Raw genomic sequence first — 414 nt, 5'->3', positions numbered from 1 at the left:
GGAGCCAGCCGCCGAAGGTGGGGTCGATGATTGGGGTGAAGTCGTAACAAGGTAGCCGTATCGGAAGGTGCGGCTGGATCACCTCCTTTCTATGGAGACTCGTCACGGTAGAGGATGAACCTTGCTAGTTTTCTAGTGAAGGGATGAAACCTCTACGCAGTGAGATGTCGAGGTCGAACCGGACGGAGACCTCCCAGTTATGCTCTTATAGAGATACGCAAATTGGCAGTCTAACTGTTTAATGAGTAGCATCTCGATAGAGTGCGATGGGACAGGTCCGAACGGAAAGGTTAAGCACGCGGCTAACACAACTGTTTGATTTTGAGGGACTGGAGAGACTTACCGGTTGAAAAGCTCAACTGAGTATAGTAAACTTCTAAATCCGGTGATGAACCGGACGGACCTCAACAACTA

At 49.8% G+C, this 414-nt stretch carries 1 rRNA gene; it reads left to right on the top strand.

Annotation, left to right across the window (positions count from 1 at the left end):
• Positions 1-89: ribosomal RNA gene (locus GJ688_RS20170) — 16S ribosomal RNA — on the top strand; the annotation flags it as partial.
• Positions 90-414 lie beyond the last annotated feature (325 nt).

It is taken from the genome of Heliobacterium mobile, from assembly GCF_009720735.1.
Taxonomy (GTDB): domain Bacteria; phylum Bacillota; class Desulfitobacteriia; order Heliobacteriales; family Heliobacteriaceae; genus Heliobacterium; species Heliobacterium mobile.
Note: the sequence above shows the minus strand (reverse complement) of the source record. Positions and strands in the feature narration are given on the sequence as shown.